This window comes from Pseudomonas sp., assembly GCF_026224925.1.
Classification (GTDB): domain Bacteria; phylum Pseudomonadota; class Gammaproteobacteria; order Pseudomonadales; family Pseudomonadaceae; genus Aquipseudomonas.
In genome coordinates this window covers 1-6981 of sequence record NZ_JAMFRV010000027.1, presented here as the reverse complement: position 1 = coordinate 6981, position 6981 = coordinate 1, and the positions used below count along the sequence as shown (strand labels likewise).

The 6981-nt window shown below is 49.7% G+C and carries 7 protein-coding genes; 3 read left to right on the top strand and 4 right to left on the bottom strand.

Translation table 11 applies throughout. From position 1 onward, the window contains the following. Positions 1-195 precede the first annotated feature (195 nt). Complete coding sequence (locus M0974_RS01450) at positions 196-1059, top strand: hypothetical protein (RefSeq protein ID WP_297831726.1); 864 nt, start codon at positions 196-198, stop codon at positions 1057-1059. Positions 1060-1132: 73 nt separating this feature from the next. Here M0974_RS01450 and M0974_RS01445 read toward each other — a convergent pair whose 3' ends face one another. Next, entirely contained in the window at positions 1133-2365 is a 1233-nt protein-coding gene (locus M0974_RS01445) for a site-specific integrase (RefSeq protein ID WP_297831723.1), read from the bottom strand. Between the two features lie 332 nt (positions 2366-2697). Here M0974_RS01445 and M0974_RS01440 point away from each other — a divergent pair, with 332 nt between their 5' ends. Next, positions 2698-3066 (top strand): Arm DNA-binding domain-containing protein, encoded by a 369-nt coding sequence (locus M0974_RS01440; protein ID WP_297831721.1) that lies wholly within the window; start codon positions 2698-2700, stop codon positions 3064-3066. Next, a complete protein-coding gene (locus M0974_RS01435) occupies positions 3054-3461 on the top strand; it encodes a hypothetical protein (protein ID WP_297831718.1) in 408 nt (135 codons plus the stop codon). The genes M0974_RS01440 and M0974_RS01435 overlap by 13 nt, the downstream gene beginning before the upstream one ends. A gap of 271 nt (positions 3462-3732) precedes the next feature. Here M0974_RS01435 and M0974_RS01430 read toward each other — a convergent pair whose 3' ends face one another. From M0974_RS01430 to M0974_RS01420, 3 genes are all read right to left on the bottom strand, one after another. Beyond that, positions 3733-4341, bottom strand: a complete 609-nt coding sequence (locus M0974_RS01430; RefSeq protein ID WP_297831715.1) for a heme-binding protein — start codon at positions 4339-4341, stop codon at positions 3733-3735. A 426-nt stretch (positions 4342-4767) separates the two neighbouring features. Next, positions 4768-5688 (bottom strand): LysR family transcriptional regulator, encoded by a 921-nt coding sequence (locus M0974_RS01425; RefSeq protein ID WP_297831712.1) that lies wholly within the window; start codon positions 5686-5688, stop codon positions 4768-4770. 116 nt (positions 5689-5804) lie between these two features. Beyond that, the gene (locus M0974_RS01420) at positions 5805-6551 is read right to left on the bottom strand and encodes an SDR family oxidoreductase (protein WP_297831709.1); all 747 of its coding nucleotides are present in this window, start codon (positions 6549-6551) and stop codon (positions 5805-5807) included. Positions 6552-6981: the final 430 nt, after the last annotated feature.

Here is a 6981-nt window from a genome sequence, read left to right as displayed (position 1 = left end):
GGCGTATTAGCACTCTGGCCTGCGCGAACCTACCTCTGGTTGGATTCAGCGCAGAGCACGGATGATCCATAGGTCCTACCTAGATATTGCCTAGATCTAGCCTAGAATATTCCTAGAAATAGTCTATTAAACACATAGATGTGCGCTAGAATGTTCGTAGAACGAATGTTTAAAATTGCTAAAAGGAAATTATTGATGATAACTGGAAATGGTAAAAAAAATGCAATTAATATTGCTTTTGATGAACGAACTGATATATGGCTATGGTTGCATATGCGCGATCAGACTGGGACTGCTTTCTACCAGAATTTGCCGGGAAACATTATCAAACAAGAAATTGTGAATTTTGGGGCAAGTCCAAATGGTTATCAGCTGAAACAAAATATTTCTCAGTATTTGCTTCCGCAGGAGCGATTAAAATGGATATCAAAAGATAAAAGACAAATCTGTTGGTTATTGAACTATCTTCGCCGCGAGTTAAATTGTAGTATTTGGCAACCTCCGGCATGGTTGCTTGAGAGAGATTTAATAATTGCCTGTCTCGATTTTTGGGATATTGATTTGACAAAGAAGGATAAAGCTGTAGGAAGAATTGAATGGGCGTGGAACGAGCATCAGAAAAGTGATAGGATTTTCAAATGGTTTAAGGGTGAGGAAGAGACAGCGCGATGCGGATTCGCTTGGGACTGGTTGCTGCGCAATAGACCGAATTTTACTGTAGGCCAGCCACCGATCTCAGACCAAGAGGGAATTTTGTTATTTTTTGATGGATTATGGTTAAGTGAGTCAGATAAAAAGTTAGGTGTTATAGAAATTAAGAATAGTTGGAGTCAACAAAAGTCTCGCGGAAAATCCAGTGGAAAGAAGCAGCGCAATTTTGTGCTGTCTGATACTGCGATTGTTGCCCTGAAGGAATTATCTTCCGAATACGGAATTCGTGAAGCAAAGATTGTTGAAACTTTGATCCAACTTGAAAAAATACGTAAGGTTTATCTCTCAAAAGAAAATGAAAGCGATTCATTGAATAAATTACTTATAGATGGCAAAGATAAACATTAATTTTTTTAATTTTATTAAATTTCTTGAGAAGTAATTTTTGGTCAATGAATATTGTTCGAATGTCGAATGAAAGTTATCGCCGTGTAATTTTTACCTTATCGCAATAGGTTGCCCATTCAGCCATCAATGCAGCGCGCTTAGCAAATTGAGATCCCCGTTGATATGCGCGCTCGACTGCATCTGGCAGTTGATGCGCAAGTGCGTGTTCGGCAACCTCACGCGGATAATCGGTGGTCTCCGCCGCCCACATGCGGAAGCTACTTCTGAAGCCATGAATGGTAATCCTGTCGCCGTTTGCGTCACCCCAGTTCGCCTGATCGTCGCCATTCATGCGTCGGATTACCGCCGTTAATGACATATCTGATAACGGTTGCCCTTTGGTCCCCGCGAACACGATATCGCCGTTCTCCGGTATCGACTTCAGTACGGCGAGCGCAGAATGGCTCAACGGGACTTCGTGCTCACGACCAGCTTTCATTCGTTCTGCTGGAATCGTCCAGATTTTTTTGTCGATATCAAACTCGGACCATCGAGCACCACGTACCTCACCGGAGCGGCATGCGGTCAAAATGGCGAACTCCACTGCACGGGCCGATACGCCATCACGTGCTCTGAGGGCTGAGATAAATTCGCTCATACGCGGCCAAGGTAGGGATGGATGGTGTTTCGTCCGACTCGTCTTGCTGATGGTCGCCAGCAGATTGTCCAGATGGCCTTTCCAGCGTGCGGGATTTTCTCCAGTTCGGTAGCCGCTGGTGGTGGCCCATCCCAGAATAGACTCGATGCGTCCGCGCAGGCGACTGGCGGTTTCAGTTTTGGTTTGCCAAATAGGTGCAAGGCATTTGACGACGAGGCTGGTGTCGATCTCAGCTACCGGAAGCTGACCAAAGACGGGACTGGCATATGTGCTTAGCGTGTTTGCCCACTGATCGGCATGTTTGGCATTTTTCCAGCCGGCCTTATGAGCAGAGACGTATGCCTCAGCGCACTGATCGAACGTCATCATTCTGGCGTTGGCCAATGCTGTCGCGAACTGGTCTTGCTTTTTCGCGGCTAAGGGGTTGATGCCTTCAAGAATTAATTTGCGGGCTGCGAGCGCTTTCTGGCGTGCCTCTGCTAGGCTTACGGTGTGGGTCGGGCCTAGTCCCATCCCGTGCGCCTTCCCGGATATCATATAACGAAATAACCAAGACTTGACGCCGCCAAGTGTAATTTGCAGTGTCAGACCTCCACCATCGCCGTACAGTCCTGGCTTTGTAAACTTCCTTACCTGTATTGCTGTGAGTCGTTGCTGTTGGCGGCCCATTTTATCTCCTGACTATCGAAATGACTATCAAATAATACTCGGATTTGAGGCGATGGTAAAGGACATTAATGGATGCTAGTTTTTCTTATCTATTTGTTTTTCAAGGTAATTGTAGATTCTGGTAGACGCTAATAGACACTTTCTATGCGGACACCGCTTCCGCCAAGAATTGGTCCAAGCAAGTGCCGTAAAGTTCAAGAAGCCGCGTACCTCACTATGAGAGCGCGGCTTTTTTATCCCCTGTCGCGCCGTGAGGTCCATGGGCAGCCCAGCTTTTTTGGGGGGCATGGTTGGGGGCATGAACCATGCCCTCAAAAAAATGTGCCCCCAAAATGCCTAAACTGATTTCTCCACTCACCGACATACAGCTCCGCAACGCTAAGCCGACCGATAAATCCTATAAGCTGTCCGATGGCGGTGGTCTCTATATCGAGGTCATGCCCAGCGTCACGAAGTTCTGGCGCATGAAGGCGCGCCAAGCGAATGGCAAAGAGTCGCGGTTGACTTTTGGCAGCTATCCGGATGTCGCACTGGCAGGTGCCCGCGCGGAGCGCGGCAAGGTGAAGCAGCATGCCTCAGGCATCGATCCGGCCCAAAGCAAGCGCATCGAGAAGCGGCAAAGGAAAACGGCAGCCGTCAACACGTTTGAGGTCTTGGCGCGCGAGTGGCACGCGAACAAAGCAGAGACATGGAAGGAATAGCAAAGGAAGCGATTGTTCGGTTGGAGAATGACGTGTTTACGCGCATCAGCAACGGTCCGATCTCGGAAGTAGATGCACCGCTCATGCTCGATGTACTACGCCAAATCGAGAAGTTTGGTGCGGTCAACATGGCGACTCGTGTGGCTGCGCATTGCAGTGCGGTTTTCCGCTTCGCCATTGCCAAGGGCGTGGTGAAGTACAACCCGGTTCCCGATCTACGTGGCGCCCTCAAACCGAGGATTAAAGGGCACCACGCAGCTATCGGGACGGATGAGTTGCCCGAATTCCTGGCCACGCTTGTGAGTGTGGAAGCAGGCATGTTCCTGCAGGTAGATAATGTAGACTTATCTTGCCATGCCTGCATCACGGTAAAGCGGGCGCCGTGGCCGGCATGATCACGGCGACAAGCAATAGCCGATTTTCGACGGGAAATCGAAATTCAAACCCGGGTCGGACCAAACGCCAGTTCTGGAATTCTAACGGGCGCACATTGTATGTACAAACGCAATCGGACTTGTGCAGCAAAATACAGTTGAAGCCGGCGCATTTCGCCAGCTTCAATTTGACCATTTAAAGCGATGGAATCCAGATTCGCTCCCCATCGAAAAACACATCTGTCACACCCTTATTCCTCTTAGAGTGCCTTCTTTAGTTCACAACTCCGGACTACCTCTTCAATAGTTCTACCGCTTTAGCCACGCCCGCTTGGGCGCAGACTTCGTCCTTGTCGCCGCTAGGTGAGCCTCCAACGCCAAGACCAGCGATGGTCTCGTCACCTAACTTGAATGCCACACCGCCTGGGAGCGCCGTAACGTTGGGCGTAGTGGCCAACGACTGAGCCACAAGTGGCGGGTATTTCGTCAAGATGCTGATGAAGCCGCTAGTGGTATCGAAATGAAAAATCGGCCCCATGGTCACCACCGTGTAGGCTTTACGGAAACTGCTATCCTTGGTATGAATCACCGCGTGGTCGCCACGCAGAACGACTTGCGGCGTTCCCGACACATCTACGACAGTTGCAGTCACGTCGTAGCCATTTGCCTTACAGGTATCCACGGCTGTTTGCGCCGCGATGACGGCGACGTTCAACGGGAGCGTTTTGCCACTGACCGACACTTGTGCCTGAGCCGAAGATTGAGACACCAAGCTGACGATTGCTGCCGTCACGAGCATCGAGCAGATGCGTACTCGAGGGGATTTGAGAGTACGATTAATCTCGAAGCTGTTACCGATGTGGTCGCTAGTGATACATCCAACTTTGTTTTTAAGCTTCATTTCAACACTCTCATATTAATTAAATTAAGCGACGAAAATGGAACGTCAAATTGAAGACGCGTCGAACATCTTCCCAATCAACCGATCAGTTCAACAGTTACATTTCGGTTAATCGCTTTGCGTGAGACGAATGATCCGCTTTATTGAATCAAAGTAGAATGAGGAGAATACGAGAAACATCTGCTCAAAAAATGGCTAAGTAATGACGCAGTCCGGAGTGAAAGGAATGCGAGGAACAATCCAGTCGAACTGACGTGTGCACTCGATAAAATTGGAGAACAGCACTTCCTGCTAATCACGATCGTGACAAAGCAATTTATTCGTGGGAGTGCTGTAGGTTACGCCGATACTTGCATTATCTGATCTCGTCTGACCTTCATCCATCTGAACAGCTGGGCAGCTGGACATCAAGCGAAAGAATGAAATTTAATCAAAAGGAATGCGCCCGAATTCAGCAAGCAAGTCGCGAAGCCGTGGTACAGCATAGTCAATGAACCGGCGTAACTTTGCCGGCATCCCTTCTCGCGAGAGATATACCACATGCACCGGAATTGGTTCTATCTCGAACTCTTGCAAAACGTATTTGAGCTTCCCAGCTTTTACGGCGTCATGGACATCGTGTTCTAGAATGAATGTAGCACCAATCCCGTCAATTGCAGCATCAACTGCTGCATCCGGCGACGAAACAAACAATCTCGGCACGTCAGCGACGGTATAGATTTGGCCGGTATCCTGGCTACGGTAACGCCATGGTGATAGGCTGGGGCTATCGAACACAACGCATGGCAAATTATGCAAATCTTCCGGCGTCGCCGGCCAGCCATATTTATTCAGTAGAGCAGGACTGGCTACCGTTACAACCCGCAACGCTCCAACTCTCGTAGCGACCAAATTGCTGTCACGAAGATGTCCGACACGGATTGCTACGTCAGCGTGTACATCGACCAAGTCAATAATCCGATCTGACTGGACTATTCGGATACGAATCTCGGGATATAGCGCAAGAAACTGGTTGATGACAGGCAATACTCGCAAACGTGCAACTTGTACAGGTGATGTGACGACGAGCTCTCCCCTCGGGGACCTGAATTCACCTGCAGCACGCCGCTCCAGTTCGTCCACATCTTCAAGTATGCGCTTTGCCGTCACGACATATTCTCGGCCGGCATCGGTCAACGCGAGCTTCCGTGTTGTTCGTATGAGCAGCCTCGTGCCCACCAGCTCTTCAAGGTCATTTACGTTCCTCGTGAGCGTTGCGACCGGTATCTGCAACTTTCTGGCAGCAGCCGACAAGCTACCTTCTTCAACTGAGGCCACCAGCATCGCCATCGCTTCTAGTCGGTCCAAGTGAGACACCAAGAAAAAATATGAACAAGCAATTCTACCCCCTCGGCCGCCGGATTAGACCCAAACCCCATCCTCATGGAAGGGGACGTCTGACTGCGACGAATTGTCTCTGCACCTTAGAATTGAGTTAGTCCACCATCAACCACCATTTCAGTGCCGGTGGTGTACGACGAATCATCGCTTGCCAGGAACAACGCTGTCTTAGCAAGTTCAACAGCCTCACCGAAACGCTTCAGCGCCACCTTGTCAGTGATACCGGCAGCGACCTGGGACAGCACGTTATCAGGCAGGCCGATCTTGCTGTAAAACGGTGTCGCAATGGCGCCTGGGCTGACAGCGTTCACGCGGATGCCTCGTGGCGCCAATTCGGCGCCCAGGGTGCGAACTAAGGAGCGCGTTGCGGCCTTGGTGGCCGCCAAAATCGAGAGGCCTGGATAGCCGATGGTGTTCAGGAAGGAGGTCGTCACAATAACACTGCCACCCTTGTTCATCAGCGGGGCCGTTTTTTGGATCGTGAAGAATGTGCCCGTGAAGTTCAACGCGAGATTATCGTTGATGTACTCCTCCGTTACGGCATCGAGAGGCGCGACCGTGGTGGCGCCGGCGTTGGCAAATACGACGTCGATGTGGCCGAACTTCGCCCGAGTTTTTTCAACAGCGCGTTCGATATCGGCGACCTTGCGGATGTCGGCCTGGACCAAAAGCGCCTTGCCGTTGAGTGCTTTGCCCGCTTCTTCCAGACGTTCGGCGTTCGAACCAACTAACACGATATTCGCGCCTTCTGCGTGAAATAGCTTTGCGGTTTCCAGTCCAATGCCCGATGTCCCGCCGGTGATGAATGCCACTTTGTTCTGAAGTTTCATAATATTTTCCTTGAGTAATTAATGTTTAAATTGGTCGCAATACAAGAGCCGGCGAATGCGTCATTTGATAGGGCTACTCGTCGAATGTTTTGCTTGGTACGAATAGTAGGTTTCATCATATGTTTATGGAATCCACTAAATTCGAGCAACATTTAATCGAAAAATGGTGAAATTGAAATTTCTGGAGTGGACCAGCGTCCAGTGAAAGGAGGGCAGAGAAATTGATTGTTAATTTGCACCGAAGACCGCCCCACTTTGCCGGATAATTTGCATCGAAAATTGACCAACGTTTAGCACACAATCTTACTTATCAGAATGAGTAGGGGATCGGAGTGATTGACGTGGCATTACTAGGAATAATCAGACGCCTGCACCTTACCTGCGCTCAGAAATCCCCGAACCCGCCTATGCGGAGCGCCAATCCGCTAGC

What these genes read in the sequence shown, in the direction of transcription:
- M0974_RS01450 (WP_297831726.1), top strand. Translation starts at nt 196, where the DNA reads ATGATAACTGGAAATGGTAAAAAAAATGCAATTAATATTGCTTTTGAT.
- M0974_RS01445 (WP_297831723.1), bottom strand. Translation starts at nt 2,365, where the DNA reads ATGGGCCGCCAACAGCAACGACTCACAGCAATACAGGTAAGGAAGTTT.
- M0974_RS01440 (WP_297831721.1), top strand. Translation starts at nt 2,698, where the DNA reads ATGCCTAAACTGATTTCTCCACTCACCGACATACAGCTCCGCAACGCT.
- M0974_RS01435 (WP_297831718.1), top strand. Translation starts at nt 3,054, where the DNA reads ATGGAAGGAATAGCAAAGGAAGCGATTGTTCGGTTGGAGAATGACGTG.
- M0974_RS01430 (WP_297831715.1), bottom strand. Translation starts at nt 4,341, where the DNA reads ATGAAGCTTAAAAACAAAGTTGGATGTATCACTAGCGACCACATCGGT.
- M0974_RS01420 (WP_297831709.1), bottom strand. Translation starts at nt 6,551, where the DNA reads ATGAAACTTCAGAACAAAGTGGCATTCATCACCGGCGGGACATCGGGC.